The 24,980-nt window shown below is 69.2% G+C and carries 24 protein-coding genes, 2 tRNA genes and 1 pseudogene; 12 read left to right on the top strand and 15 right to left on the bottom strand.

Features of this window, described 5'->3' with window-relative positions; genetic code table 11:
• Window positions 1-6: 6 nt before the first annotated feature.
• Complete coding sequence (locus ACFW0G_RS20565) at window positions 7-1,107, bottom strand: chitinase (RefSeq protein ID WP_378326935.1); 1,101 nt, start codon at window positions 1,105-1,107, stop codon at window positions 7-9.
• A 557-nt stretch (window positions 1,108-1,664) separates the two neighbouring features.
• Entirely contained in the window at window positions 1,665-2,900 is a 1,236-nt protein-coding gene (locus tag ACFW0G_RS20560; protein WP_378326934.1) for a M20 family metallopeptidase, read from the bottom strand.
• A 76-nt stretch (window positions 2,901-2,976) separates the two neighbouring features.
• Between ACFW0G_RS20560 and ACFW0G_RS20555 the strand changes: the two genes are divergently transcribed.
• The 6 genes from ACFW0G_RS20555 to ACFW0G_RS20530 all read left to right on the top strand — a co-directional run bounded on the left by ACFW0G_RS20555 (window position 2,977) and on the right by ACFW0G_RS20530 (window position 8,782).
• Window positions 2,977-3,459: a tRNA adenosine deaminase-associated protein gene (locus ACFW0G_RS20555; RefSeq protein ID WP_378326933.1), complete on the top strand. Its 483-nt coding sequence runs from the start codon at window positions 2,977-2,979 to the stop codon at window positions 3,457-3,459.
• A 23-nt stretch (window positions 3,460-3,482) separates the two neighbouring features.
• Entirely contained in the window at window positions 3,483-3,920 is a 438-nt protein-coding gene (locus ACFW0G_RS20550) for a nucleoside deaminase (RefSeq protein WP_378326932.1), read from the top strand.
• Window positions 3,921-3,976: 56 nt separating this feature from the next.
• Window positions 3,977-4,063 (top strand) — tRNA-Ser (locus ACFW0G_RS20545).
• A 425-nt stretch (window positions 4,064-4,488) separates the two neighbouring features.
• Window positions 4,489-5,442 (top strand): TauD/TfdA dioxygenase family protein, encoded by a 954-nt coding sequence (locus ACFW0G_RS20540; RefSeq protein ID WP_378326931.1) that lies wholly within the window; start codon window positions 4,489-4,491, stop codon window positions 5,440-5,442.
• Window positions 5,439-5,894 (top strand): limonene-1,2-epoxide hydrolase family protein, encoded by a 456-nt coding sequence (locus tag ACFW0G_RS20535; protein WP_378326930.1) that lies wholly within the window; start codon window positions 5,439-5,441, stop codon window positions 5,892-5,894. Before ACFW0G_RS20540 ends, ACFW0G_RS20535 begins: the two co-directional genes overlap by 4 nt.
• A gap of 419 nt (window positions 5,895-6,313) precedes the next feature.
• A complete protein-coding gene (locus tag ACFW0G_RS20530; protein WP_378326929.1) occupies window positions 6,314-8,782 on the top strand; it encodes an endonuclease/exonuclease/phosphatase family protein in 2,469 nt (822 codons plus the stop codon).
• A 57-nt stretch (window positions 8,783-8,839) separates the two neighbouring features.
• Here ACFW0G_RS20530 and ACFW0G_RS20525 read toward each other — a convergent pair whose 3' ends face one another.
• Genes ACFW0G_RS20525 through ACFW0G_RS20515 form a run of 3 tightly spaced genes read right to left on the bottom strand, consistent with a single transcriptional unit; the run spans window position 8,840 to window position 10,324 of the window.
• Window positions 8,840-9,553 (bottom strand): DUF899 family protein, encoded by a 714-nt coding sequence (locus ACFW0G_RS20525; RefSeq protein ID WP_378326928.1) that lies wholly within the window; start codon window positions 9,551-9,553, stop codon window positions 8,840-8,842.
• Entirely contained in the window at window positions 9,550-9,903 is a 354-nt protein-coding gene (locus ACFW0G_RS20520; RefSeq protein WP_378326927.1) for an ArsR/SmtB family transcription factor, read from the bottom strand. Before ACFW0G_RS20520 ends, ACFW0G_RS20525 begins: the two co-directional genes overlap by 4 nt.
• Window positions 9,893-10,324, bottom strand: a complete 432-nt coding sequence (locus ACFW0G_RS20515) for an SRPBCC domain-containing protein (protein ID WP_378326926.1) — start codon at window positions 10,322-10,324, stop codon at window positions 9,893-9,895. Before ACFW0G_RS20515 ends, ACFW0G_RS20520 begins: the two co-directional genes overlap by 11 nt.
• 63 nt (window positions 10,325-10,387) lie before the next feature.
• Here ACFW0G_RS20515 and ACFW0G_RS20510 point away from each other — a divergent pair, with 63 nt between their 5' ends.
• Entirely contained in the window at window positions 10,388-11,734 is a 1,347-nt protein-coding gene (locus tag ACFW0G_RS20510; protein WP_378326925.1) for a hypothetical protein, read from the top strand.
• A 134-nt stretch (window positions 11,735-11,868) separates the two neighbouring features.
• On the opposite strand, the gene ACFW0G_RS20505 is transcribed toward ACFW0G_RS20510, so the two are convergent.
• The 6 genes from ACFW0G_RS20505 to ACFW0G_RS20480 all read right to left on the bottom strand — a co-directional run bounded on the left by ACFW0G_RS20505 (window position 11,869) and on the right by ACFW0G_RS20480 (window position 17,073).
• The gene (locus ACFW0G_RS20505; protein WP_378326924.1) at window positions 11,869-12,240 is read right to left on the bottom strand and encodes a hypothetical protein; all 372 of its coding nucleotides are present in this window, start codon (window positions 12,238-12,240) and stop codon (window positions 11,869-11,871) included.
• Window positions 12,237-14,984: an FtsK/SpoIIIE domain-containing protein gene (locus tag ACFW0G_RS20500; RefSeq protein WP_378326923.1), complete on the bottom strand. Its 2,748-nt coding sequence runs from the start codon at window positions 14,982-14,984 to the stop codon at window positions 12,237-12,239. Before ACFW0G_RS20500 ends, ACFW0G_RS20505 begins: the two co-directional genes overlap by 4 nt.
• 9 nt (window positions 14,985-14,993) lie before the next feature.
• Window positions 14,994-15,239: a hypothetical protein gene (locus ACFW0G_RS20495; RefSeq protein ID WP_378326922.1), complete on the bottom strand. Its 246-nt coding sequence runs from the start codon at window positions 15,237-15,239 to the stop codon at window positions 14,994-14,996.
• An 8-nt stretch (window positions 15,240-15,247) separates the two neighbouring features.
• Window positions 15,248-15,508, bottom strand: a complete 261-nt coding sequence (locus tag ACFW0G_RS20490; RefSeq protein ID WP_378326921.1) for a hypothetical protein — start codon at window positions 15,506-15,508, stop codon at window positions 15,248-15,250.
• Window positions 15,509-16,163: 655 nt separating this feature from the next.
• A tRNA-Ser gene (locus tag ACFW0G_RS20485) sits at window positions 16,164-16,248 on the bottom strand.
• Window positions 16,249-16,308: 60 nt separating this feature from the next.
• A complete protein-coding gene (locus ACFW0G_RS20480; protein ID WP_378326920.1) occupies window positions 16,309-17,073 on the bottom strand; it encodes a PP2C family protein-serine/threonine phosphatase in 765 nt (254 codons plus the stop codon).
• An 80-nt stretch (window positions 17,074-17,153) separates the two neighbouring features.
• On the opposite strand from ACFW0G_RS20480, the gene ACFW0G_RS20475 reads away from it, so the two are divergent.
• Window positions 17,154-18,911 (top strand): class I SAM-dependent DNA methyltransferase, encoded by a 1,758-nt coding sequence (locus tag ACFW0G_RS20475; RefSeq protein WP_378326919.1) that lies wholly within the window; start codon window positions 17,154-17,156, stop codon window positions 18,909-18,911.
• A gap of 26 nt (window positions 18,912-18,937) precedes the next feature.
• Window positions 18,938-19,831 (top strand): serine/threonine-protein kinase, encoded by an 894-nt coding sequence (locus tag ACFW0G_RS20470; protein WP_378326918.1) that lies wholly within the window; start codon window positions 18,938-18,940, stop codon window positions 19,829-19,831.
• Window positions 19,832-19,861: 30 nt separating this feature from the next.
• On the opposite strand, the gene ACFW0G_RS20465 is transcribed toward ACFW0G_RS20470, so the two are convergent.
• A complete protein-coding gene (locus tag ACFW0G_RS20465) occupies window positions 19,862-20,371 on the bottom strand; it encodes a hypothetical protein (RefSeq protein WP_378326917.1) in 510 nt (169 codons plus the stop codon).
• Between the two features lie 216 nt (window positions 20,372-20,587).
• Between ACFW0G_RS20465 and ACFW0G_RS20460 the strand changes: the two genes are divergently transcribed.
• Window positions 20,588-21,217, top strand: a complete 630-nt coding sequence (locus tag ACFW0G_RS20460) for a L,D-transpeptidase (RefSeq protein WP_378326916.1) — start codon at window positions 20,588-20,590, stop codon at window positions 21,215-21,217.
• A 1-nt stretch (window position 21,218) separates the two neighbouring features.
• On the opposite strand, the gene ACFW0G_RS20455 is transcribed toward ACFW0G_RS20460, so the two are convergent.
• Window positions 21,219-22,745: a 3-hydroxyacyl-CoA dehydrogenase gene (locus ACFW0G_RS20455; protein WP_378326915.1), complete on the bottom strand. Its 1,527-nt coding sequence runs from the start codon at window positions 22,743-22,745 to the stop codon at window positions 21,219-21,221.
• Window positions 22,746-22,801: 56 nt separating this feature from the next.
• On the opposite strand from ACFW0G_RS20455, the gene ACFW0G_RS20450 reads away from it, so the two are divergent.
• Window positions 22,802-23,434: a TetR/AcrR family transcriptional regulator gene (locus ACFW0G_RS20450; RefSeq protein WP_378327002.1), complete on the top strand. Its 633-nt coding sequence runs from the start codon at window positions 22,802-22,804 to the stop codon at window positions 23,432-23,434.
• Here ACFW0G_RS20450 and ACFW0G_RS20445 read toward each other — a convergent pair.
• Entirely contained in the window at window positions 23,419-24,096 is a 678-nt protein-coding gene (locus ACFW0G_RS20445) for a TetR/AcrR family transcriptional regulator (protein ID WP_378326914.1), read from the bottom strand. The genes ACFW0G_RS20450 and ACFW0G_RS20445 overlap by 16 nt on opposite strands.
• Before the next feature lie 152 nt (window positions 24,097-24,248).
• Here ACFW0G_RS20445 and ACFW0G_RS20440 point away from each other — a divergent pair, with 152 nt between their 5' ends.
• On the top strand, window positions 24,249-24,695 hold the full coding sequence (locus tag ACFW0G_RS20440; RefSeq protein ID WP_378326913.1) for a nitroreductase family deazaflavin-dependent oxidoreductase: 447 nt from the start codon (window positions 24,249-24,251) through the stop codon (window positions 24,693-24,695).
• Window positions 24,696-24,716: 21 nt separating this feature from the next.
• Here ACFW0G_RS20440 and ACFW0G_RS20435 read toward each other — a convergent pair.
• Window positions 24,717-24,911: pseudogene (locus tag ACFW0G_RS20435) on the bottom strand (hypothetical protein); the annotation flags it as partial.
• Window positions 24,912-24,980 lie beyond the last annotated feature (69 nt).

Genomic DNA, 24,980 nt, shown 5'->3' with positions numbered 1-24,980 from the left:
CGGGACTCAGCCGAAGTAGCCGGTGAAGTTCTTCGCGAACTCCCAGCCGTTGAACTTGTCCCAGTTGATCGACCAGGTCATCAGCCCGCGTAGCGCCGGGAACACCCCGTGCGGCTTGTACGTCCCACAGCCCGAACCCTTCGTCAGGCAGTCGAGCGACGCGCGGACCTCGGCGGGCGCGGTGTAGCCGTTGCCCGCGTACGAGGCCGCGGGCAGGCCGATCGCGACCTGGTCCGGCCGCAGCGCCGGGAAAACGCTGGCCTTGTTGCGGGCCACCGGGAAGCCGGTGAGCAGCATGTCGGTCATCGACGTGTGGAAGTCCGCGTTGCCGATGAAATGCCACTGGTCGTCCAGGCCCATGATCGGCCCGGAGTTGTAGTCCTGGACGTGCAGCAGCGTCAGCGAGTCACGCAGCGCGTGGATCACCGGGAGGTACGCCCCGGCGCGGGGATCCGAGCCGCTGCCCGGGCCGTAGAACTGGTAGCCCAGTTGGACGAAGAACGTTTCCGGGGCCATCGTGAGCACGAAGTTCTCGCCGTAGCGGGCCTTCAGCGTCTTCAGCGCCGAGATCAGGTTCACGATCGACGGCGTCTTCGGGTTCTTGAAATCGTTGTCACCCGAATTCAGGGACAGCGAGTGGCCTTCGAAGTCGATGTCGATGCCGTCGAGGCCCCATTTGTCGATGATGGCGCTCGCCGACGCGACGAACGCATCACGCGCCGCCGTCGAGGTGAGCTGCACCTGCCCGTTCTGGCCGCCGACCGAGATCAGTACCTTCTTTCCCTTGGCCTGTTGCGCCTTGACCCCGGCCGCGAAGTCCACATCGGACTCGACGTTGGCGCATTCCGACGCCGGGCAGCGGTTGAAGCGCAGTTGCCCCGAGGTGACCGACGTCGGTTCGGCGAAGGCGAGGTCGATGATGTTCCAGTCGGCCGGGACATCCGCGATGCGCGTGTAGCCCGACCCGTTGGCGAAGCTCGCGTGCAGATAGCCGACGAGCGCGTGCGTGGGCAGCGCGGCAGTGGCCGATGTGGCGGCGGCGGGTGCGGCGAACCCACACAGCGCGGCGATCAGTACGACGACGGTGGCGTAGACCTTTTGGCGCATCAGGGCCTCCTGAATACCCCTGGCGCCTCCAGTGGACTAGACCACTGGAGGCGCTGTCAAGGTCTGGACCACCGTCGTCACCGGGATGGCCGACTGCTCAGGGCGTTCCCGTTGCCCGGTGGTCATTCAGGCTTTCTCGCCAAGGGGTCTGGGGCGGTGGGTGTTGCCGGATGTGCTGGAGGGCGCTTTCGGTGCGCGGGCCGGGGGCGGGGTGCGACGAGGGCGTCCCTGGGGGCGTTGGGTGCATCGGGGGTGTCCCTCGGACTCTCTCCGCCCACGCCGACAACATCGCGACGTCGCGAACGGGCCGTTACCGACGATCAACGTCCCGAACGGAGCGTTCGCGACATCCACGACCGCCGCGCGACCCCCAACCGCAACGACAACCCCGCGAACACCACGCACCCCCAACCGCACCGAATGCTGTGAAGGCCTCCTTCACAGCGTTGAGCGCCGGTAAGGAGGCCTTCGCAGCACCACCCACCAGCAAAGCCGCATCTCCACCCCTACCGAGAGAACCCCATTGGGGCGCTCGAGCCCGCACCCGGTCGGAACGCTCACGAGCCCTTGAGTGACGCCAGGGCGAACGCGGTGTGCAGTGCGACCCCGTGCACCATGGCGTCCTCGTCGAAGCGCACCCGGCTGGAATGGTTGTCCTCGGCGTCCACCGGATCCGTCCCCTGTGGACACCCGCCAAGGAAGGCGAACGCGCCGGGGACACGCTGCAGAACGTAGGAGAAGTCCTCCGCCTTCATCACCGGCGCGCCCAATATCTCCACATTGGACGGACCGAGCAACGTGCCCGCGATGTCGGCGACCTGCGCTGCAACCACGTCGTCGTTCACGCTGACCGGGTAGCCGGGCGTGATGTCGACCGACACCCGGCAGCCGTGCGCGGCGCCGACCGCCTCGCACACCTTCGGCAGCTCCTCGCGGACGAACGCGCGGGTGCGCTCGGACAGAGTCCGGATCGTGCCCTCCAACTCGGCGGTCTCCGGGATGATGTTCGACGTCGTGCCCGCGGTGATCCGGCCGACGGTGACCACCGCCGGTTCGAACACGCTCACCCGCCGGGTGACCATGGTCTGCAGCGCACCGACCATCGCCGCGGCGGCCGGGACCGGGTCCAGTGCGCTGTCGGGCTCCGATCCGTGCCCGCCCTTGCCGGTGACCAGCACGTCGAACTTGTCGGCCGAGGCCATGGCCGGGCCCGGCCGGACCTGGATGACACCGCTGCGGGCCCGTCCGACGATGTGCAGGCCGAATGCCTTCTCGACCCGTTCGCCGGCCGCGTCGAGCACGCCCTCGTGGATCATGTGCCGCGCGCCGTGCTCGCCCTCCTCGCCGGGCTGGAACATGAACACGACCGATCCGGCGAGCCGCTCGGCCCGCTGCGACAGCAGCTTCGCCGCCGACGCGAGCATCGCGACGTGCGCGTCGTGCCCGCACGCGTGCATGACGCCCTCGACCTCGGACGCGAAGTCGAGTCCGGTGTCCTCGTGCAGCGGCAACGCGTCCATGTCGCCGCGCAACAGCACCGCCGGGCCGGGCTTCGCCCCGCGCAGCACGGCCGTCAGCGACGACGTCGACCTGCCTTCGGTGATCTCCAGCGGCAGCCCCGCCAGCGCGTCCTTGATCGCCGCCTGCGTCCGCGGCAGGTGCAGCCCCACCTCGGGGTGGCGGTGCACCGTCCGGCGAAGTTCGACGGTTTCCTGCTGGATCGCGCGTGCCTCGTCGATCAATCCGGCGAACGCTCCACCGGGCAAAGTGGGCAGGTCAGTGGGTCCTGTCATGGCTCGATAGTGGCACCAACGGCGCTTCGGCCGCACCGTGCGTGCGCCGAGGGGACGGGCGGAATACGGTGTGGCCATGGCGGTGCAAGAGCCGGTCACGGGCTTTGCCGTGGCGGTGGTGAGGGAGGACGGTCGATGGCGCTGCAGTGCCCTCGACCAGGGGGCGCTGGCGGAACTCGACGCGGCGATCACCGAGCTGGGCAAACTCCGGTCGACCGGAGCGGCGTTCGGGCTGCTCGCGGTCGACGACGAGTTCTTCGTGATCGTCCGGCCGAGTCCGAGGGGGCCGTCGCTACTGCTGTCCGACGCCGCCGCCGCGCTCGACTACGACATCGCCGCGGACGTCCTCGACGTCCTGCGGGTCGATCCCCCCGACGAGGACGACGACGCCGTCTGGCCGGAGGGTGATCTGGAGATTCTCGCCGATCTCGGGTTGCCAGGAGTCGAACTCGAGGTCATCGTCGGTGAGGTGGATCTCTACCCTGACGAGCAATTGCAGATGATCGCGCAGCGCTGCGGGTTCGCCGACGAGTTCGCGAGATTGCTGGACGAGCTCTGAGACGCCCGACCGACACCGAAGCCGTGGAGGCCGCGCTCGAAGCAGCGCGCGGCCCGGGGGCGGACGTGCCGATCGGCGCGGTCGTGTTCGCCCCGGACGGCGCCCCGCTGGCCGCCGCCCGCAACGCCCGCGTCGAGCTGGGCGACCCCACCGCGCACGCCGAGGTCCTCGCGCTGCGTGCCGCGGCGAAACGCTTCGGCGACGGCTGGCGCCTCGAAGGCTGCACGCTCGCGGTCACCGTCGAACCCTGCACGATGTGCGCGGGAGCCCTCGTCCTGGCACGGGTGTCGCGGCTGGTGTTCGGCGCGTGGGAGCCCAAGACCGGGGCCGTCTGCTCACTGTGGGACGTCGTGCGTGACCGCCGCCTCAACCACCGCCTCGAGGTGTACGGCGGCGTGCTCGAACCCGAGTGCGCGGGCCTGCTCGAAGGCTTCTTCGCGGACCGCCGCCCCGGCGCCTGAGCCGCCTCGGCCGGGCCCCTCACAGAGCGCGAAGGCCGTCCGGTATTGTTCTCGGCGGTGGCGTGTCCGAGCGGCCGAAGGAGCACGACTCGAAATCGTGTGACGGTTAACCCCGTCCGTGGGTTCAAATCCCACCGCCACCGCTCGCGAGTGGGCGAGGCATGTCGACGGAAAGCGTCGACGTGTCTCGCTCGCCGTGTTTCTGGGGGTGCAACCCCCAGACCCCGCCCGGGGGGCTCCGCCCCGGACCCCCGGTGGTGGGCACCTTTCGTTGTTCGGTCCCGACCCCGTGTGGTCACCTTCCGGCAGGGTCTCACCTTGTGGACGGGTTGACCATGAACCGGGCATGGGAACACTATGGGGACATGCCAGCCACCTGGGAACTTTCGCGTGTCCGGTGGGTCGACTGTGGTCGTGTCCGGTCGGCCGGTGAAGGGGTCGCGGCGTTGCTCCTGCGTCGCGGGCGTCTGGGTTCCCCGCCCGCGTAAGGCGTAGTCGCTCGAAAAGCCACGGCGAAACCGTGGCGGTCTTCGCCTGCCCGAATCCAGAAAAACCTTGGGAGCCAACAATGTCCGTGGATGTGCCTGCCCGTGTCCAGCTTCGCCCCGCGACCGTTCCCGCCGACGGCATCCTCGAAGGCCCGCGTGTGTTGCGCAGGCTGCCGGAAGGCGTCGAGGAACGTCCGTACGAGCTGTTCGACCTGCGCCCGCTCGGCCGGGTCATCGGCGCCGAGATCGGCGGCGTCGACCTCGGCGAACCGCTGACACCCGCGTTGCGTGCCGAGTTGAACCGCGCGCTGCTCGAATGGAAGGTGCTGTTCTTCCGCGATCAGGACATCACTTCGGCGCAGCAGCGCGCGTTCGCGGCGAACTGGGGTGAGCTGGAGACGAACCCGTTCATCCCGCGGGGCGACACGGAGCAGGTGACCCGGTTCGCGCGCTCGGCGAGCATGCCCGCGTTCGAGAACATCTGGCACGTCGACGTGACGTTCCGGCCGAACCCCGCGCTCGGCTCGGTGCTGCGGCTGATCGAGGTGCCGCCGGTCGGCGGCGACACGATGTGGGCGGACATGGCTGCCGCCTACGACAACCTGCCCGAGGACGTCCGTGCCCGTATCGACGGGCTCACCGCCGTGCACGACTTCATCCCCGGTTTCGCCCGGTTCGCCGACCCGGAATCGCTGGCGCGCAGGCAGGACGAGTTCCCGTCGGTCGAACACCCGGTGGTTCGCGTGCATCCGGAGACCGGTCGCCGCACGCTGTTCGTCAACCAGGCGTTCACGACCCACATCGTCGGCATGGACCGCGCCGAGAGTGACCGCCTGCTGCGCTACCTCTTCACCCGCGCGCACATCCCCGAATTCCAGGTGCGGTTCAGCTGGCGGCCCGGTTCGGTGGCGTTCTGGGACAACCGCGCGACCCAGCACTACGCGGTCAACGACTACCACCCGCACGTGCGGGTGGCCGAGCGCGTCGCGATCGCGGGCGACCGGCCGTTCGGGGGCCTAACCTCGAAGGTATGACCGAGCCCAAAGCCGTGGTTGAACACTTCCTTCGTGCGCTCGAGAACCTCGACATCGACGGCGCGCTGGCCTTCGCTTCGGACGACATCGTGTACCAGAACGTCCCGCTGCCGCCCGCGCGCGGCCGCGCGGCGGTGGAGAAGCAGCTGCGCCTCATGGCCCGGTTCGGCACCGGGTTCGAGGCGCGGACGCATCACATCGCCGCGGACGGGCCGATCGTGCTCACCGAGCGCACCGACGTGCTGCGCGCGGGCGCGTGGGAGGCGGAGTTCTGGGTGTGCGGCACGTTCGAGGTCGTCGGCGACGAAATCGTGCTGTGGCGCGACTATTTCGACTGGACGACGTTCCTCGCGGCGAGCGCGAAGGGGGCGGGCCGCGCGGCGCTGGCCGGCGCGCGCACCCTGCTCGAACGAGCCAGGACCCGCGGGCAGGGCCAGCCCAGCCACGGCTGACCCGGCGAACACGATGACAGGGCGCCCCTCACGCGACGGTGACCCCCGCCGCGAAGGAGCGCCCTGGCAGCGCGGCTACACGGACACGCAAGTGAGAATGATCAGCCCCCACATGATCAGACTCCCTCCCCCCGTGCCGTGTGGCCGGTGAGCGGCCTTCGGTCCACCGTGTCCTCGGACTGTGGTCTAGAACACTTTTCCGGTCGCCCATGAGTAAGGTACTGCGCCCCACCGGCAAAGGCGCCGAAGCTTGAGCTTCATTTAAGGCAGATGCGCCGTCCGGGTGACAGGACCGCCCGCACTGTCACTTTGTGCGTTTGCGTGGTCACGCGTCACGAATTGTTGCCATTGTGTCTTCCTGATCCTCACTTGTTCGGGGGACGATGCGTCGACCGTCCGATCGACCAGGGGGACCGAGCGTGAGCAGAACCCGCCGCACCAGAGCAACAGCTTCACTGACCGTGATCGCCTCGGCAAGCTTGCTGCTCGGCGGGGTGACGGCGGCGCCGGCGCTCGCCACGCCCAGCGCCGACGCCGTGATCGCCGAAGTCTACGGCGGAGGCGGCAATTCAGGCGCCACGCTGACCAGCGACTTCATCGAACTCGGCAACCGTGGCGCGGCGGCCGCGAGCCTGGACGGCTTCAGCGTCCAGTACCTGCCGGGGACGCCGAGCGCGTCGAGCACCTGGCAGGTCACGACGCTCGCCGGAGGCGTCCAGCCCGGCGGGCGCTACCTCGTCGCCGAGGCGAAGGGCGCGGGCGGGACGGTCGCGCTGCCGGCCCCGGACGCCACCGGCACGATCGGGCTTTCCGCCACCGCGGGCACGGTCGCGCTCGTCCACGGCACGACCCCGCTGACCTGTAAGACCGCTGCCGACTGCGCGGCCGACACACGGATCAAGGACCTCGTCGGCTTCGGCTCGGCGGTGGTCCGCGAGGGTTCCGCCACCGCGGCAACGTCCAATACGACGTCCGCCGCCCGCGCCGCTTCGCTGGCCGACACGGACGATAACGCTGCCGATTTCACCGTCGGCGCGCCGACCCCGGTCAACAGCAAGGGCGAGACACCGGGCGGGGACGGCCCGCCACCGGTCGCCGCGAAGATCCACGACATCCAGGGCACGACGCGGATTTCCCCGCTGAAGGACCAGAAGGTCGGCGGGGTGACCGGGATCGTGACCGCGGTGCGGACTTTCGGCTCCGCGCGGGGATTCTGGTTCACCGACCCGCGGCCGGACAACGACCCGCGCACCAGCGAGGGCCTGTTCGTGTTCACCGGCTCCACCAGCCCGGCGGTCGCGGTCGGGGACGCGGTCACGGCGAGCGGCGTCGTGCGCGAGTTCTATCCCGAGGCGCCCGCGACGTCGACGCACCAGTCGCTGACCGAGCTGTCGAGTGCACAGTGGACGGTCGAATCGCACGGAAACCCGTTGCCCGCGCCGACTGTGGTCACGCCGGAGCAGGTGCCCGACACGTACGCGCCGTCGCCGGGCGGGAACATCGAATCGCTGCCGCTGGAGCCGTCGAAGTACTCGCTGGATTTCTGGGAGTCCCACGAGAGTGAGATCATCAGCGTCATGGACGCGCGGGTGGTCGGCCCGACGACCCAGTACAACGAGCTGTATGTCACCACGAAGCCCCAACAGCACGAGACGTCGCGCGGCGGGACGGTGTATCTGGGTTACGACAAGCTCAACACCGGTGTGCTCAAGGTCGGATCGCTGATTCCGTTCGAGCAGCGGCCGTTCCCGAAGGTCAACGTCGGCGACGTGCTGGCCGGGGTCACCTCCGGCCCGGTCGAATACAGTAGTTTCGGTGGGTACACGCTGTTCGCGAGCACGCTCGGCACCGAGAAGGACAACGGACTGAAGCGGGAGACCACGCGCAAACAGCGTTCCGGTGAACTCGCGGTCGCGACCTACAACGTCGAGAACCTGTCCCCCAAGGACAGTGCGGAGAAGTTCGGCAAGCTGGCCAAGGGCATTGTGGACAGTCTGGCCTCGCCGGACATCGTGAACCTGGAAGAGATCCAGGACAACAACGGGCCGACGGACGACGGCACCGTCGCGGCCGACCAGACACTGCGGAAGTTCACCGACGCCATCGCCGCGGCGGGCGGGCCGCGCTACGAATGGCGGGAGATCGACCCGGTCGACGACACCGACGGCGGGCAGCCGGGCGGCAACATCCGTGTCGCCTTCCTGTTCAACCCGGCCAGAGTATCCTTTGTGGACAATCCGGGCGGTACCGCGACGGCACCGGTCGACGTGGCCACCACGCACGGCAAGCCACATCTCACCTTCTCGCCCGGCAGGGTCGACCCCGCCAACGAGGCATGGACGACGAGCCGGAAGCCCCTCGCCGGCGAGTTCGTGTTCCACGGCAGGACGGTGTTCGTCATCGCCAACCACTTCAACTCCAAGGGCGGCGACCAGCCGGCCCACGGCCGTTTCCAGCCGCCGTCCCGGAGTTCGGAAGTGCAGCGGGCCAAGCAGGCGACCGTGTTGCGTGGCTTCGTCGACAAGATCCTCGCCGCGGACCGCACCGCGAACGTCATCGTCGCGGGCGACCTGAACGACTACCCGTTCTCGCCCGCCGTCCAGACCTTGACCGCGGGCGGAGCGCTGAAGGATCTGATCGCCGGGCTGCCGGAAGCCGAGCGATACAGCTATGTCTACGAAGGACAGTCGCAGGTACTCGACCACATCCTGGCCTCGGCCGCGCCGCGCGGTGTCGACTACGACGTCGTGCACGTCAACGCCGAGTTCGCCGATCAGGCCAGCGACCACGACCCGCAGGTGGTGCGCTTCCGGCCGGGCGCGGGCAACGCGTTCCAGGATGCGCTGTACGACTGGCTGGACCGGCTGGACCAGCTGTTCGGCCGGTAACCCTTCCGCGGTAAGGAAAACCGCCTCCGTGCTCGTCGGCTCGGGGGCGTTTTCCGTTCAGCGCAGGGCGTCGGATCGTCCGGCGCGGATCCGGGACCACTGGGCCGCGGGACGTCCCTCGACGCGGAGAAGGTTCTGGTCGACGGGCCACCCCTGCGGCCAGCCGTCCGGTGAGTCCTCCCAGGTTTCCTGCCGTCCGTAAGGGGTCCTGTCCAGCAGCCCGTAGCTCGGCGCCATCACCTCGAAGCCGCGACCACTGGTGGAGTAGGTCTCGTACACCTTGTCACCGTCTCGAAGGTAGAACGCCAGCAAGAAGAAGGGGCGTCCGGCGAGCAGTGCGTCGGCGGAGTCCTTGACCGAATACCAAGGCACGTCCCAGCCCATGAAGTCGCGGTAGCGGACACTTTCCTCATACGGGCCTTGACAGAACGTCGCATAGGTGACGTCGCGGGAGTGCAGGTAGGAAAGTTCGCGGACCTGTCCATTGTAGAACGTGCAGCCTTCGCACTGCTCAGCCGCCGGATGACCGGTGTGCCACATGTGGAAGTAGGCGATGAGCTGTCGGCGTCCTTCGAAAACGTCCAGCAGCGAGACCGGTCCGTCGGGGCCGATCACCTCAATGCCGGCGTCCACTTCCACCATAGGCAGCCGTCGCCGGGCCGCCGCGAGCGCGTCGCCCTCGTGGGTGTGTGCCTTTTCCCGGATGCGCAATTTGTCCACTTCGGACTGCCAGATGGCCCGGCCGACCACTGTGGGGCTGTTCGCGGTCATCGATCGTCTCCCTTCGTTTCGCTTGCTTCGAGGTGGTTCTTCAACGCGTCGAGCGGGCCGTCCCAGTCGCGGGCCAGCGCCGCCAGGAACCGCTGTGCGACATGCATCGGCGCGGAGTGCAGGCGGTAACGCACCCTGCGGCGTTCGCCAGGCACGGCGATCACCAGCTCGGCCTCGGTCAGCAGGGCGAGATGCTTGGCGATCGCCTGGCGGGTGATCGGCAACCGGGCGGCCAGATCCGTGGCCGTGGCCGGACCTCCGGTGGCGAGCGCCGCCAGGATGGCGCGGCGGCTCGGGTCGGCCAGTGCGGCGAAGACCTGTTCGGCGATCGCCTCGGTCTCAGGCGGCATCGAGGTAGGCGACGAGTTCGCCCAGTTCCTTCGCCCAGCCCGTGGTGTTGCCGTCGAACGCCACGCGGTACGTGTCCTCGGACAGCTGGGCGAATCCGGTCTCGACCACCGTCAGCCGGGTGCCCGCCGCCACGGGTTCGAGCGTGAACTCGACGTAGGTGCGGCGCGGATCGTCTTCGGGCAGCCCGTAGATCCGCCAGGTGAACCCGAAGACCGCCGGCTCCTCGACGCGCTCCACCCGCATGTCGGCGGTGTGCCCGTGGGCCCAGGTCATCCGGGCCGAGCCGCCGGGGCGCAGGTCGATTTCGGCGGTCTCGCCGAACCAGGCGGCGAGCCCCTCCGCGGTGGTGAGCGCCGCCCAGACCTTCTCCGGTGGGCGGGTGATCTCGACGGTCCGTTCGATGCGATCGGGAAAAGCCATCGCGGCCTCCAGTGAGTAGCAACCGTTCGGTTGCTACCTTATGGCAACCGAACGGTTGCGTCAATGGGTGCGAAAACAGGTTGTGACCGCGGCGAAGGAGGTGCGAGCCTCGGCGACGTGCTCGCCGAACTGCACCTCCACTTCCATGGCTGTATCCGCGCTCCCGCGCTGCTCGATCATCTCGCGCGGGCCGAGCACGTGCTGTGGGACTGGTACGAAACGGAAATGGCGGCCGCGTATGGGGTCGTGCCGCCGGCGCGGCAGCTTGTCGAGCGGTACCGGGCTGGTGACGAGACCGCGGCCGACGAGTTCGGGAAGCTGTTCGTGTTCGGCGACGCGGACGCCGGCACGTTCGCCCGTTTCCAGGCCAAGGCGAACCTGCTGTGGCTCGCGGCGCGGCCGGAAGACCACTCGAAGCCGTGGTCCGACACCGCGGGCGAGGTCGCCCGGTTCGCCGCGGGGATCCGTGTCGAGCATCGGCGGCAGGGCGTCGAGTACGCGGAGTTCCGGATCAGTACCGACATGGTCGCGGCGGCGTGCAGTGGCGCCGAAGACGGGCTTATCGAGCGTTTCGCGATTTCGTTGCCACGTAAGGACCCCTGGCCGGAATGGGCACGCGTTCAGGAACTTGCCTTGGGTCCGTTTGGGGCTTCGGTGACCGGTGTGGATTTCTGCGCCAACGAGGAAGGACATCCGCCGAAGCGCAAGGCCGCGTTCTTCGCCGCCGTCCACGACTTCAACGCGGTGCATCCGGAACGCGCGCTGGCGATTCTGTACCACGTCGGGGAAAGCTTCGGCGACAAGAGCTTGGAAAGCGCGGTGCGCTGGGTGGACGAGGCGGCCGAACTCGGGGCGCACCGGCTGGGGCACGCGATCGCGTTGGGCGTGGAGCCCGCAGTTTTCGGCGCTCACACCCGTTCGGAGCCCGTTGCCGAGCGCCGGGACCAGATCGCCTACGACCTTCGCCACCACGACGGACTGCGCGCCGTCGGCGTCCACGTCGATCCGGCCTCGCTGCGCGAGGAACTCACCCGGCTCGATGCGATGCCCGACGACGCGAGCATCACCGTCGGCTACGACCACGCGCGACTCGCCGAGGTCCGTCGCCGCCAGGATTACGCCATCGCCAGGGTTCGCGCGACCGGTGCGGTGGTCGAGGTTTGCCCGACGTCGAACCGGCGGATCGGCGGATTCACCGACCCCGCACAGCATCCGGTCCACCGATTCCTGTCGGCGGGGCTGCCGGTCGTGGTCTCCTCCGACGACCCAGGCATCTTCGACACCACGCTGTCCGACGAACTCGACTGGGTCTGCGAACACACCGGCGGCGGCGAAGACCTACGTCGGACATTGCTGGAAACCGCACGGCAAAGCCGCTCCGAAGCCCTCACCGGCCGAGAACCCGCGTGACCAAACGGAGAACTCGCGTGATTGAACGGAGATCTCGCGTGATTGGGTGCGCACCCCGCCCAATCACGCGAGTTCCGTCTCTGATCACGTGAGATCTCCGGCTGATCACGCGAGACCGCTGTTCGATCACGTCATCAGCGTTTTGCGCGCCAGCCCAGGGCCAGGACGGCTTGGACCAGTTCCTGGTAGCTCGGCTTGACCTCTTCCAGGTAGCGCTCCAGGTACTGTGGCCGGGCGGTCGATACCGGTTCCGGCTCCTCGATGTCCAGCCAGACCAGCCGTTCCACGTTGTGCAGCGCCATTTTCCACCAGCGGGCGGCGCGTTCGGCGGCACGCTCCTCGCGTTCGGTGGCGGCGGCGACAGCGGCCTGCGCGTCGGCCATCGCGGCTTCGAGCTCGTCGACGCGGGCGAGTTCCCAGTTGCGCAGGTTCTCGGCCGAGCCCCTGGCCATGCCCACGATTTCCTTGTACCGCATGGCGGCGGTGACACCGTCGTCGGTGGTCATGACACGCCAGTCCCTTCGGAATCGGGCCGCTGGAACGGGATGATCACTTCGGGCGCGCCATGGGTGCTGCGGTCGAAGAACAGCGCCCGGCCCGGGCGCGGTGACCAGTGCACGACCTGGCCCGCGGCGAACGGCGACAGCTCGTTGCCCTGCACGTCGAGCGCCGCCCAGGTGCCGATGTCGTCCGTGCCGCCGAAACCGAGAGTGTCTTTCAGTCGCGCGATACTGCGCCACCAGCCGATGGTGTGAATACCGTGGCCGGGGCCCTGCTTGAGCAGCGTGCGCAGATGGTCGAGCCCGCTCTTCGGCTGCCCGACCGCCTTGGCCTCCAACGCGGGCAGTGCCGCGTCGACACCGTACAGCAGCAGAATCTTCGCAGTGTCCCCTGTGGACAGTCCGTCGACGATCTCGCCCAGCCGAGCTGGAAGATCATCGGTGAGATCGACCCGGTGGCCCTCGTGCCGCAACCGTTCGGCCAGCTCGCCGACGGCCGGGGCGCAGGCCTCGACCGGGCAGCTCACCACGAACTCGACCGCCCCGCGCTCGTACTGGCGGGCTAGCGACCGCACCGCAGAGTCCATGATGGACAGTGCCTCCGCGGTCGCCGCGCCCAGCACGGCGATGTTGCGGCCGGGCGCGGGCGGGAGGTCGACGCCGCAGGCTGCCTCGGTGACGTCGATCGACTGGCCGAGCAGCGCACGGGGTTTGGTGTTCGGTTCCAGGCCCGTGTACACCGGGAAGTGTTCCAGGATCGGCGAATGCGCGCCGTCGAACAGGCGCGGCCGAGCGAAGCTGTCCGCGTATTTCTCCCACAGCTTGTGCTGCAGGTCGACGAAGACGTTCTTGCTGCTCGCGTCCGGCACGTGGGCCAGCTGGTTTCCGTGCGCCACACCGGAATCGTGGTTGAGCACGGCGTGCCACTTCGGCGCGGACACCGCCGCGTTGTTGGTCTCGGCGAGTACGCGCCGCGCCTTCGGCATCGCGATGCGCAGCGTGCACTGCTCGAACACCGCGGGCTTGCCCCAGAACGCCTCGATGCCCGCGACGTCCTGGCTGGCCAGAACCAGGTGGATACCCTGCGAACGCCCACGCCGCGCGATGTCCTCCAGCAGCTGGGTCGCCTGCGCGGTGACACCGTCGCGCCCGGCGAACAGGTACTGGAACTCGTCGATCACCGCCACGATCCGCGGCCAGTGCCCCTCCGGGTCCTGCTCGCGCAGGTCCGCGAGGTTCGTGACCTCGTGTTCCTTGGCCGCGGCGGAGCGGCGCCGTAGTTCGTCGGCGAGGAATCGCAGTAGTGCCAAGCCGAATTCGCGGTCGGTGTTCACGTTGACGCCGACGAGCCGGGCGTGCGGCAGCCAGCTGGCGTCCTTGCGGCCGGGCGCGAGCCCGGCGAACGACACGCCTTCCTTGAAGTCGAGCAGGTACAGCGCCAGCTCGTCCGGACCGTACCGCGCGCACATACTGCCCAGCATCGCGTAGAGGAAGTTCGTCTTCCCCGAACCGCTCGGGCCGCCGATGAGCGCGTGCGGGCTCGCGTCGCCGATGACGACCTCGACCGGCTCACCTTCGAAAAACCCTACGGGCGCACGGAGTTCACGCGCGGAGCTCTCCTTGCCGAACTCGGTCGGCAGCAGATCGGCGAACGAACGCGGGCCGCCCTGCTTGGCGATCAGCGCCTCGGCGATCCGGCCCGCGGCGCGGATGACCTGGCCCGAGGGCAGTGGCGCATCCAGATCGACGACAAGGTCGGTCCCGGTCATGCTGCTGATCGCGCGGCGGTCGTCGATGAGGCTGAGCGTTTCGACCGCCGCGTTCACCGCGGTCGGCACGTCCACCATGATCAGGCAGATACCCGCCGCGAGCGCGCCGGTCGCGACCCGCTTGAGTTCCCTCGCCCGTTCGGGTTCCAGGGTTTCGCCGTTGCCGTAGAGCACCGCGATGCGGAACGGTTCGACCCGTTGCCCGCTCGCGCGGCGGATTTCCCGCAATGTCGTGTGCCCCGCCTGCATCCCGGTGGCGTGGATGCGGCGGATGTGCCCGGCGAGCTCGTCGAGCAGGTCTTCGAGCCGTCCCGGGTCGTACAGCGTCAGCGCGCTGGTGCGGCTGAGCGGATAGAGGTCCGGCAGGATCGCGGTCAGCTGCCCCATGTCCCAGAGGTGCACCCGGACCGCACCGGGTTCGAACGTGCTGAGCACGCGGATGAGCAGGTTCTGCACGATCGCGTCGATGGCGGGCCGGGTCTTCGGCGCCGACGTGATCGCCAGATGGGATTCGTCCAGCAACGGGACGGCGACGTCGAAGGTGCGGGCGATGTCGCGGCCCGCGGTGGTCACCGAGCCGACCCGCCACAACCCCGGCGCGGTGATGCCGGGGTTGTGGCCGACGCGGCCGAGCCATTCGCCCGGTGGCCGTCCGGCCGGACCGGGTGCGTTGGCGGCGACCAGTTCCCGCAACTCGTTCGGCCCCGAGGACCAATCGGTGTAGTACGCACTGCGGACGCCGCTCAACGCGGTGAAGACGTCGTGCGCGGCGGGGTGACGGGACCATTCGTGTTGCTGCTCGGTGCTGGCGTGGTCCATGCCGACCTTGACGATCTGCTGTTCCAGCTCGAGTTTGGCGAGCTCGGCCGCCGCGGCCTTGCGGGCGCCCGCGGCGGCGCCGAGCACCAGCCCGATCTGGTGCCGGACCCGGTTCAGCGCGGTCCGTACCCGATCGCGCTGTTCGGCTGCCTTGCTCTTCATGGGAATTCCCTAGAGACGTGACTGGTAACCGCTTACCAGGTCGTCGGCGGTGGCGAGCCGGGAGAGGAGCTGTTCGAGCCCCTCGTCGGCCTGCGCGAGCTGCACAGGGAGCCAGGGATCGGCCTTGGCCTGTGCGTCGACCAGTGCCCGCCGGGCGTCACCGAGCAGGCTCTTGGCCCGCTCGGTGTGGGCCCGCCCGTTCGCCAGTCCGTCCTGGACCGCGGTCAGCAGTTGGTGGAGCTCGGCGAGTCCCATGTGGGAGGTCAGAGCCGTGCCGAGTAGGAGTCGGCCGAGGAAATACCCGCCTCGATGGTGCTTTGCATACCGCTGATGCCATTCAGCGCTTCGGCGAGCAGGCCGTGAGCCTGGTTCACCTCTTGCTGACTGCTGCCCTGCGTCGCCTGCGCGAGCGATTGCTGGGCTTCTTCGAGAGATTGCGCGGCCTGCTGAAGTGCGGCGATGCTCGCGGACGCCTTCTCGTTCGCGAGCGCGATACCAGCGCGGATCTCTTCGACTCCGGCCATGGGGGCGGACTCCTTGGGAAGTGTGAGGCTGGAAACGAACTAGTACAAACTTAGCGTGATCAAGTGACTCTGGTAAGTGAAGGTTAGGGTGGAACCAACAAGGCCCCGGACGTGAAAAATGTCCGGGGCCTACGGGCTTGCGAACGTACCGGATTCGAACCCGCGCAGGTGTCGTGCATCGGGGCTTGTGCCCCGCTGGCCCCAGGTCAGTGGGGTATTCGTGACACGGTGAACCTCCGCGAACCGGTACGAACGAGACGGTGATTGAGACTAGCGTGGGCATCGGACCTCACCGCCACCGGAGCCGACTTCGTTGTCGCGGCAACGACGGCGGGGCGCCGGGCTCGCACCCGGCGGCGTTCGTGACCAGTGAGGACCGGTCGGGCGGCGACGCCGGCGCGCAGCCGGAGCCCCGTACCGGGTCGCCGAGCTGGATGAGGCCAGTATGGCGCTGCCGGAGGTGTTGGGGGACAAGGCAAATGCCAGGTTGGCAACAGGATTGACAAGCGGGGCGGGGATGTCACCGCCGCGTGGTTCGGCGCCGGTTACGCGGTTCGGCAGGCACCCGATCGGTCGTCTCCCCCGACGAAGCCCGCTACGGAAAACGCCGGGTGCTCGTTGAAGGAACACCCGGCGTTTCGCCTGGTTACCGCTGCGGAGGATACAGGATTCGAACCTGCGAGGGCGTGAACCCAACACGCTTTCCAAGCGTGCGCCTTAGGCCGCTCGGCCAATCCTCCGTGGGAAACGATACCGGATGGGTCGGCGCCGGTGCACAGGAGGTCTGACCTGCGCGAAGGTCAGGCAGGCGCGGCGGGGAACACGTCGGCGACGACGCAGGTGATGTTGTCCGGCCCGCCGCCGTCGTTGGCGAGGTCGATCAGGGTGGGCACGGCTTCGGCGGGGTCGGGCTTGGCGGTGAGAATCTCCCGGATGGCCGATTCGGCCGCCGGAGCGGTGAGCCCGTCGGAACACAACAGGTAGCGATCACCGGGTTCAGGGGTGAACGTCCACAGATCGGGGTCCGGCGCGCCGGTGCCTTGAAGCGCTTTCATCAGCAGGGAGCGGCGTGGGTGCCCGGCCGCTTCGTCGGGGGCGATCCGGCCGTCTTCGACCAGCGCCTGTACGAACGTGTGATCACGGGTGATCCGGTGCAGTTCGCCGTGCCGCAGCACATAACCGCGTGAGTCGCCGATGTGCGCGGCGGCGAAGCGGGAGCCGTCGAACAGCAGCGCGGTGAGGGTGGTCCCCATGCCTTCGGTGGCGGGTTCGCGGGCGGAGATCTCCGCCAGCCGGACGGGGATCCGGTGCACCGTTTCGCCCAGTGTCGCCTGGAGGTCGAGCGCGGCGGGGTCCAGTGCTCGCAGTTCGGCGTCGAGTTCGCCGAGTACCGCGACCGCGGCGGCGCTGGCGACTTCGCCGTACGGCTGGCCGCCGATCCCGTCGGCCACGGCGAGCAGGCGCCCGCTGGCGTAGACCGAGTCCTCGTTCACGTCCCGGCGTCGTCCGACGTCCGACCCGGCCGCGTAGCGCAGGACGTAGCGCGGCGTCTGCTGCTGTGTCATGGCTCCCATAAAAGCATTGGTTGACTCAGTTCACAAGCAAAGCTGGCGAAAACAGAAGTTGCGACTTACAGTGGCCGGTCATGGACGACGCGACGATCAGCGCGGTCGAGATCGCCCGGCTGGCAGGGGTGGGGCGCGCCGCGGTCAGCAACTGGCGCCGCCGGTACGCCGACTTCCCGGCACCGACCGGCGGCACCGCGTCCAGCCCGCTCTTCTCCCTCGCCGCGGTCCAGTCCTGGATGGCCGCCCGGGGCAAGCACTTCGAACTCACGACAGGTGAACGAGCCTGGCGGCGATTACGTGCCCTTGGCGACGATCTCGATCTCGGAGCCCGCCTGAGCAGGGCCGGGGAGTACCTCGTCCACCGGCACGAGGACGTCGATCCCGAACTCGCGTCGCTGCTCGACGACCTCACCGCCGAGATCGGCGCGGCGGCCGCCTTCGAGCTGTTGTTCGGCCGCTACGTCGAGGCGCACTCGCGGCAGCTTTCGAACACGCCGGAGCCGATCGCGTGTCTGATGGCCCGGCTCGTCGGCAGGGGCGCGGAGACCGTGCTCGACCCGGCCTGCGGGTTCGGGACGCTCCTGCTGTCGAGTGTGGCACCCAAGGTCCTCGGCAGGGACGCCGATCCGATCGCCGCGTCGATCGCCGCGTTGCGCCTGGCCCTGCACGACTACGACGGGGAAGTGCGCGTGGCGAATTCCTTGCGGGAGGACGGGTTCTCCGGGGCGATCGCGGACGCCGTGCTGTGCGACCCGCCGTTCAACGAACGGGTGTGGGGGCACGACGAGCTGATCGGTGACACCCGCTGGGAATACGGGCTCCCGCCGCGCGGTGAGTCCGAACTGGCCTGGGTGCAGCACTGCCTCGCGCGGGTGAAACCCGGCGGGCTGGTGGCGATCCTCATGCCCGGCGCGCCCGCCGCGCGCCGCAGTGGCAAGCGGATCCGCGGGAACCTGTTGCGGGCGGGGGCGTTGCGCGCGATCTTCACCCTCGCGCCTGCCGGGCCGGACCTTTGGCTGCTGCGACGTCCCGAGCCGGGCGGGCAACCGCCGTCGACCGTGCTGCTGGCAGGGCCGGTCGACGAACCGTCCACAGTGGAGCGACTGTGGCGGGAGTACGAGCGCGATCCCGGGGAGTCGGGGACCCGGATCATCGACGTGCTCGACGACGACATCGACCTCACCCCGGCCAGGCGTCAAGGCGGTGCGGAGGATTCCGGGCGCGCCTTCGCCGAGGCGTACGAACGGTTTTCCGCGCTACCGTTGGCCGTGCCGTCGTTCGAACCAGGCGACGCGGAGCCCGCGTTCACCACGATCGGCGAGCTGCTCAAGGCCGGGGTGATCGAACTGCGGCACGCCCCGGCGCGGACGGTCGAAGGCGAACACCCGCAGCTGACCCTCGACGACCTGGCCGCCGGACGCGCGCCGACCGGTCGGGCTGAGGCGGCGGCCGGTGAGGTGCTGGCCGCGGCGGGTGACGTCGTCGCGTCGGTGACCGGGCTCGCGCGTGTCCATAGTGGACCCACGGTGCGGGTCGGGCCCGCGCTGTCGGTGTACCGGGTGGATCCCGAACGACTCGACGCGTGGTTCCTGGTGGGCTGCCTCCGCGCCGCGGAGCTGCCGGCGAACTCCGGCTCGACCCGGATCGACGTGCGCCGGACGCGGATTCCGCGTCACCCGGTGGAAACGCAGCGTGTCCACGGCCGCGCGTTCGCCCGGCTGACCGCGTTCGACGACGCCGTGCGCGAGGCGGCGGAGATCGGCCGAACGCTGGTCAGGCTAGGATTTGCCGGGCTCACCGAGGGGCGCCTCGAGCCGGGAAGCGCGCAGGGGTGAGGTCGGGAGGTCACACAGGAGGCCGGATGCTCATCGCCGATCGCTACGAGCTCGACGAACTGCCGAGAGGGCGCGGCGGGATGGGCTCGGTGCACGGCGGCCACGACCGCAGGCTCGGCCGCCGGGTCGCGGTCAAACTACTGCGGCTGCCCGGCGGCGACGAGGAACTCGAGCAGCGGTTCGCCAGAGAGGCCCGCATCCTGGCGACACTGGATCATCCCGGTGTGCCGACGTTGTACGACTTCGGGACCCACGACGAGCGGTTGTTCCAGGTCATGCAGTTCGTCGACGGGGTGACCGTCGCGGATCTGCTCGCCGAGCACGGACCGCTGCCGGTGCCGTGGGCGGCGGCGATCGCGGCGCAGGCGTGCGCGGTGCTGACCGCGGCGCACGCGCTTTCGGTCTGCCATCGCGATCTCAAACCGGCGAACCTGATGTTGTGCCCCGACGGCAGTGTCAAGGTGATGGACTTCGGGCTCGCGGTGCTGCGGGAGGCCGACGTCGCGCAGTTCACCAGGGCGGGGCAGATCCTCGGCACACCTTCGTACATGGCGCCGGAGCAGATCCAGCGCGGCGTGGCCGAACCGCGCAGCGACCTGTATGCGCTCGGCTGTGTCCTGCACGAGATGCTCACCGGCGTCCAGCTGTTCAGCGGTCCGACCGCGTACGCGGTGTTCGAGAAGCAGGTCAAGGACGCACCGTCCGCAATACCGGGTGTGCCACGCGAACTCGACGCCGTCCTCGCCGAGATGCTGGCGAAGGATCCGGAACGTCGTCCGGCAGGTGCGGCCGTGCTGTACGACCGCCTCGGCCCGTTCGCGCGGAACCTCCCGCCACTGCCCGGTTTCCTGCGCCCGGCCGACGAGCCGAGCCCGGGACGGATGTATGCGCGCATGGTCGGCGAAGTCCTTTCCGGATAGTCCTTTGAGGACGACCGTTGTGGACGGTGGTCAGCGGGCGGCTGCGACGGCGCGCTGCTCCGCCAGCGGCAGCCGCAGTTGCTGGATGCGGTAGTAGGTCAGCGCGTTCTGCACGCCGATGCTGACCCCGATGGTCAGCGCGATGGACGCCGAGGTGAGCGGACCGGTGATGCCGAGCACCGTGCCCAGGCCGACGAAACCGAACCGCACCGCGATGGTGACCACCCAGAGCAGCACCGTCATCGCCGATCCCTTCTGGAACGTCGTCCCGGCGCGTTCGGTCAGCGTGGTGGAGGTGGAGCGGATCGCGCCGAGCACGGCGAGCACCGCGACGTCGGCGGCGAGCAGGCCGATTTCGGCGGCGGACGCGCCGGGCAGTGCCTTGATGGTGAAGAACCCGCCGATCGCCACGAGCAGCAGCGGCAGCTTCGCCAGGCCGCTCCGGGTGAGCAGCGTGCCGCGCAGCTGCGTGTAGATCACCTTGTAGAAGACGAGAGCCGCGACCCCGACGTAGAGCAGGATGGTGGTTGCGGTGTTCATGGCTGGGTACTCCTTCGATCAGGCGGGCTTGCCGTGTGTTCCCAGCATCGGCGGAATGGGCTGGGGAAACGTCGGCGTACGGGCCGGTCCCGGGTTGAACCCGATCTCAACCCAGGGGTGGAGACGCCAGGCCACTCGATCGTGGCCTTTCGGGGCGACCAGGACCGGGGCGATGCTCGTCAGCAAGGCGGATCACGAAAACGGGAGGTGACAGACATGCGGACGACGAAGCGGCTGCTCGCGGGGTCGGCCGCGCTGGCGACGACGTTCGTGCTGGCCGCGTGCACCGGTGGAGGTACTTCGGGCGGTGTGGCGGCGCCTGCCGCGATGGCCGTCCCGGCCCCGGCGAGCGCTCCGCCCCCGACCGCGCCCTTGCCACCGCGGACCGACACCGCCGCGTCGGTGGCGTCGCACGGCAAGGTCGTTTCGGCGACGTTGCATGGCACGACGAAACCCGCGTCGCAGCCAGTGGCGAAGGATTCCGGGGTGCCGTGCGCGGATGCGGTGAAGTCACCCGGTACGAGCGCGTGTGCCGACATCTCGGCACACCAGGCGTGGCTGCTGCAGGGCGGCAAGGTGATCTACGGCCCCGTGCCGATGCTGCCGGGCCTCAAGAGCTACCCGACACCGACCGGCACGTTCCACGTGCTGTCCAAGGTGAAGAACTTCTGGTCGACGGAGTTCAAGGCGCCGATGCCGAACTCGGTGTTCTTCTACCCCGGCGACGCGTTCCACTCGGGCAGCCTGTCGCAGTACTCGCACGGCTGCATCCACCTGTCGTCCGGCGCGTCGCTGACGTTCTTCAACACGCTCCACGTCGGTGACGTCGTGCAGGTCGTCTCGTAGCTCAGGTGCCGAGCAGGTCCGCTGGGGTCGTGCCGGTCGTGGTGAGCGGGAGGCCGAGCGCGGCGCGTTCGGTGAGCCAGGCGCTGGGCCGGTAGCGCGGGTCACCGGTGCTCGCGGTGAGGCCGCGCAGGATGAGCAGCAGTTCGTCCGCGCCGAGCGCCTCGCCCCAGGCGAGTGGACCGCGAGGGTAGCCGAGCCCGAGCCGGACGGCGGTGTCGATGTCGGCGGGCCCCGCGAGCCGCTGTTCGGCGATGAAGCAGGCGGTGTTGACGATCGAGGCGAGCAGGCGTTGCGCGATCGGGGCCGGTCCGTCGCGGACGACGCTCACCGGGCGCCCGGTCGCGGCCAGCGCACCCCACATCGCGCGTCCCGCGGCGCGGTCGAGGCCGGGATGCACGGACAGCGTCAGCCGCCGCTCGAAGCGGCCGAGCGGATCGACGCCGCCGACCCGCTCGGGCGGTAGTCCTGCCCGGCGCGCGGCGTCCACTGTGGACTCTCCGAACGGGGTGACCAGAAGGACGGCGTCGGGGTAAGCGTCCGAAACCACCTGGACGCCGGCGCTGCCCAGCAGCCGGGCGAGGCCTTCGTCGGCCGCGTACACCGGGCAGTCCGGCGTGGGCGGCGGGGTGGGCTCGGGTTCGACCTGCTGGACGCCGTCCTCGTAGCAGTAGAAGCCTTCGCCGTTCTTCCGGCCGAACAAACCGGCCGCCACGCGCGGTCGCGTCAGCCACGAGGGCCGCAGCCGGGGATCGCCGTGGAACCCGCTCCAGATGCTTTCGAGGACAGCATGGGAGACGTCGAGACCGGTGAGGTCCAGCAGCTCGAACGGGCCGAGCTTGAGGCCGAGCACGTCGCGGGCGATGCGGTCGATGTCGGCGGGCGCGGCGATGGCCTCGGAAAGGATCTGCAGCGCCTCGGTGCCCAGGCCACGACCGGCGTGGTTGACGAGGAAGCCCGGCGCGTCGGGGGCGAGCACCGGTTCGTGGCCCCAGCGGCGGACGAGGTCGAGGGCCGCGCCGGGCAGCCACTCGGCGGTCCGGGCGCCGGGCACGACCTCGACCAGGCGCATCAGCGGAACGGGGTTGAAGAAGTGCAGGCCGACGAACCGGGCCGGGTCTTCGAAGCCGGTGGCGATTTCGGTGACCGACAGCGAGCTGGTGTTCGTGGCGAAGACCGTTCGTGGCCCGCAGACCCGTTCCAGCTCGGCGAAGAGCGTCCGCTTGGTTTCCAGGTCCTCGCGGGCGGCTTCGATCACCAGGTCCACGTCGTCGGCCGGAGCGGTGGGACTGTCGACGGCGACGAGCCGGGCCTTGATGGCCTCGGCGTCCTCTGTGGACAGCTTTCCCTTCGTGGCGAGCTTGCCGGCCATGCCGCCGATGTACTCGATGGCACGCACGACGGCGTCCTGCTGGACGTCGGCCAGTTCGACGGTGACCCCGGCGGTGGCGGCGAGCTGGGCGATGCCTCGCCCCATCACGCCGGTCCCGACGACCCGGATCCTGCCGACCTGTGCTGCCCACTCCGTCACGTCGCGCCGCCTTCCGCCGATGTCCTTCTCCCGCGAAAGGTACCGTCTCGGCCGTGATGGCGAAGCGGCTGACGCGGGCGGAAAGCCGCGAACGGACGAGGGAGCGGCTGCTCACGGCCGCGGCCGAGCTGTTCGCCGAGCGCGGGGTCAACGGGACGTCGGTCGAGCAGATCGCCGAACGGGCCGGGTACACGCGCGGTGCGTTCTACGGCAACTTCGAGGGCAAACACGAGCTGGTCGTCGCGCTGCTCGCCCAGCGGAGAGCACGGGAAGCCGACGAGATCAGTGCTCTCGCCGAGGGCGTGGGGTCGTTCGAGGAGATGCTGCGACGCCTGCGCGGGTGGCACGTCGAACGGGCGCGGCACCTGCCGGACTGGTTTATCCTGCGGACCGAGCTGACGCTGTACGCGCTCCGCAACCCTTCGGCCAGGCCACTCGTGGGCGCGGGCGAACTCGAGGCGCGTGCTCTGCTCGAGGGCGGGATCTCCGCCGAGCTGTCCCGGCGTGGTGTGCGGTCCCCCGCGGATCCGGAGTTCCTCGCGCTGATCGTGCACGCGCTGGAGGACGGGCTGCTGCGTCAGCGATTACTGACCCCAGACGGCATCGGCGACGACGTCGTGGTGGACGCGCTGGAACTGCTCATGCGGTCCTGGTCTTCCAGTACTCCCGCGGGTCAGAGCCCGACGTAGTCCGCCATCCGCTCGGTCACGTAGTCGAAGTACATGTCGGACGGGTCGACGCTGCCCACGTACTGGCCGAACAGCTCGAAGCTGATCGTCCCGAACAGCTGGGTCCACGCCGTGATCAGCCGGAGCATCGTCTGTGCGTAGATGTCGACGCCCAGTTGCTCGGCAACCGTCTCGACCTGCTCGCGCAGCCGGGGGTCGAGGATCTCCTGACGCGGAGTGCGCAGGTCTTCCAGCCGCATCGCGTTGATCAGCGCCCGTGCGACCCGGCCCGCCGGGGCGATCGTGTCCTGGGGCGCCTGGTAGCCGGGGATCGGTGAGCCGTAGATCAGCGCGTACTCGTGCGGATGTTTCCTGGCCCATGCGCGGGTGGCGTGCCAGATCCGGCTCCACCGTGCGCGGGGCGCGATGCCCGGCTGGTTGTCGGCCTGTTCGGCCGCCTCGCCGATCGCGTTGTAGGCGTCGACGATCAACTCGGTCAGCAGGTGGTCGCGGCTCGGGAAGTACCGGTACAGCGCCGAAGAGACCATGCCCAGCTCGCGGGCCACCGCGCGCAGGGAAAGCCCGTTCGCGCCGACTTCGGCCAGCTGGCGGCGGGCCTCGTCCTTGATCTCCTTGGCCAGTTCGGCCCTGGCCCGTTCGCGAGCGGTCTTCGGCGCGGTCATGGTGCTCAGTGTGCCAGGAATGAGAGCAGTGCACAAAATCGAGAGCACTGCTCTTGACTAAGACCGGTGCTCTGGTGTTCACTGCTCTTAACCGAGAGCACTGCTCTCGCATGGGATCAGCGATCGCGGATCCGCGGAACGAGGAGGACGACATGGACAAGCGATACGTCGAACCGGGCAAGGCCACCGCAGTGTTCAACCGGGTGATCCAGGGCCTGACCAAACTGGGCGTGAGCGTGTGGGGCAGCCGGGTGCTGGTAGTGCGGGGGCGCAAGAGTGGCGAACCGCGGTCGGTGCCGGTCAACCTGCTGACGCTGGACGAGAGCCGATACCTGGTCGCTCCGCGAGGCGAGACCCAGTGGGTGCGCAACCTCCGTGCGGCCGGTGAGGGACAGCTCCGCGTCGGGCGCCGGACCGAGGACTTCGGCTACCGGGAGCTGACCGACGACGAGAAGCCCGCCGTGCTGCGGGCCTACCTGCGGCGCTGGAAGTTCGAGGTCGGCGTGTTCTTCGACGGCGTCGACGACAAGTCGAGCGACGAGACGCTACGCGGAATCGCCCCCGGATACCCGATCTTCCACGTTCTCGCCCGAGGCTGACGAAGCTGACGGCGCCCTCGGAGCCGATGGCTTCCGCCGGGTCGCGGTCGCGGCGACCAGCACGACTCCGCCGAGGAACGCGACCAGCCCGATCAGGAACCAGAGCTTCTGCCCGGTCATGAAGCTGCCGCCGAGCACGCCGATGCCCTGGAGCACCCAGACCGCGCCGACCAGTGCGAGCACCACCCCGACCGCGAGCAGGATCCAGCGCTTCATGGCTCAGCTCCTCCCGTCACCGGCGTCCAGTTTCGCATCGCGGGCGCCGGGAGGCGAGCCATGACCCGC

The organism is Amycolatopsis sp. NPDC058986, from assembly GCF_042741125.1.
In the GTDB taxonomy this organism is placed as follows: Bacteria; Actinomycetota; Actinomycetes; order Mycobacteriales; family Pseudonocardiaceae; genus Amycolatopsis.
The sequence above is the reverse complement of the archived record's forward strand: the minus strand, read 5'-3'. Positions and strand labels throughout refer to the sequence as shown.